Annotated in this window: 3 protein-coding genes; 2 read left to right on the plus strand and 1 reads right to left on the minus strand. The window is 36.5% G+C overall.

Annotation, left to right across the window (positions count from 1 at the left end; translation table 11 throughout):
- On the plus strand, window positions 1-953 hold a 953-nt coding region (locus tag OM074_RS21025), incomplete at its 5' end, for an RHS repeat-associated core domain-containing protein (RefSeq protein ID WP_301202678.1).
- The gene (locus OM074_RS21030; protein WP_301202680.1) at window positions 950-1,381 is read left to right on the plus strand and encodes a hypothetical protein; all 432 of its coding nucleotides are present in this window, start codon (window positions 950-952) and stop codon (window positions 1,379-1,381) included. The genes OM074_RS21025 and OM074_RS21030, both read left to right, overlap by 4 nt.
- Before the next feature lie 374 nt (window positions 1,382-1,755).
- On the opposite strand, the gene OM074_RS21035 is transcribed toward OM074_RS21030, so the two are convergent.
- On the minus strand, window positions 1,756-1,966 hold a 211-nt coding region (locus OM074_RS21035), incomplete at its 5' end, for a hypothetical protein (protein WP_301202682.1).

The raw sequence follows: 1,966 nt of genomic DNA on the forward strand, positions 1-1,966 counted from the left end.
TTGGTTTGGTTATGGAACAAAAAAACTACAACTCCGCTACAACCAATTACCAACAAAACAAGTATCTTTACAACGGAAAAGAAATCCAGGATGACGATCTTGGTGGAGTAAGCTTGGATTGTTACGATTACGGGGCCCGGTTTTATGATTCACAATTAGGGCGTTGGAATGTTGTAGACCCTTTAGCAGATAGCTATGTTAATTGGAGTCCCTATAATTATGCATTAAATAATCCAACGAAGAATATCGACCCGGATGGAAAGTTCGTAGGAACTTTAATTGGAACAGTTGTCGGAGCTGCTTATAGTGCTTATGATGCTTACCAAAGTAGTGGTGGGGATTGGAATTCAGTAAAGGCTGCTGCTGTTGAAGGAGCTGTATCTGGAGCAATTGCTGGTGCAGCAGTTGATTTGGCTGTTGCAGCAACTGTAGCAACTGGCGGTGTTGGAGCAGTCGTTATTGCTGGTGCTGCTGCAGGAGCTGCAGGAGGTGCTGTTGGAGCTGCAGCAGGTGACGCGGCAGGACAAATTACAAAAGGTATGCTTGAAGGACAAAGTTTTGACAAAGCAGCAAGCAATATTAGTACTGAAAAAATGGGGGCAAAAATGAAAACTGGTGCTATTACAGGAGCAATTGGAGGAGCAATTGGAGGAGCAACTGCAAAAGGTATATTCAGTATTACCTCAAAGGCAGCAAGTCAATCAAAGATAGGTACCCAAAAGGCTATTGAGAAAGGAGCACAAACTCTTAGAAGTGCTGGAGCAGAAGGGAAATTGGCACAAGAGGTAATAAATGAAAATGTTGCAAATTTTGCTAATTCTACTGGAAAAGCGATAGGTGCAGCTCAAAGAGGTGCAGCAACTAATGCAACTCGCCTAGGAGCAGCATCAGGGGTAAGTACGAACGCAGTTACTACTATTATTCAAGAAGAACTTAATAAGAATAATCAATGAGAATAGTTGTAAAGGTATTTTGGTTTTTGGGTTTAATATTTTGGAGTTTTTTTTTATTTGTGGATTCCTATAAGCTTTTTGTTTTAAATGGTTTATTGGAAGTATTCCCGTTTAATGCTGCAGAGGTAACTTCAATCAATGTTATTCAAGACTCAAGCCATGTTAATATTGATTATGTATATGAGGTAAAGAACCGTGTTTATAAAGAAAATTACCGAATGGTAAATGAGTATTATAATAACTGTAACATTGATGATACAATTATAGTGATGTACAATAATATTATCCCCAGTGTAAGTTATATTGAAGGGATTCCTTTAAAGAATAGACAAGTTAAGATTGGAATATATACTTCTCTGTTTTTTATTGTTTGTATATTGCTTTTAGGTAAAAAGGCAATGAAAAGTAGAGTGGTCAGAGGTGGTTAGTAGTTTATTTCTAGTTATTCAATTGTCGATTATTTGCAATGAGTGCTGAATTTAAAGAGAAGCATTTATAATGCGATATAAAAATAAAGCCTGGCAGTAATGTCAGGCTTTTTATGTTTTATAGTGTAGCAATTTTTCTATTAAAGAAGTCTTTAAATTTTTTATTGGTAAGCATTTTATCAATCAGTTTAAATATGGTTTGTTTATCTTCATTGCCAATCTGTTTTATCAGTCGCATCTGCTCAACGGCTGTTTTGTCCTCAGTGGTAACTTCAGTAGAAATTCTACTGTCATAATTTAAAATCAGATGGTAACGTAAAAAAATAAAGGATTACTGACATTCAACATATATTACCAGAAATCATCTACCCCTATTACTCCTTCAAATTAACAACGCCTATAAACTCAGGTAAATATGCCAAGCCTATATCTTGCGGACAAACAGGATACGTTTCAACACCTTCCATCACAGCCATTTTCACTTGATCTGCTATAGGAGCTTCAGTTTCAAATACCAATTCAACATGTTCAATATTTAACCCCCGCAATAAGGAAGTAATATACTCTTCTGCTCCTTTTTTGGTT

Origin of the sequence: Plebeiibacterium marinum, from assembly GCF_026013615.1 — a bacterium.
Classification (GTDB): domain Bacteria; phylum Bacteroidota; class Bacteroidia; order Bacteroidales; family Marinilabiliaceae; genus Saccharicrinis; species Saccharicrinis marinus_A.

Excerpts from the sequence above, each read along its gene's own strand:
- OM074_RS21030 (WP_301202680.1), top strand. The coding sequence starts at position 950 with ATGAGAATAGTTGTAAAGGTATTTTGGTTTTTGGGTTTAATATTTTGG.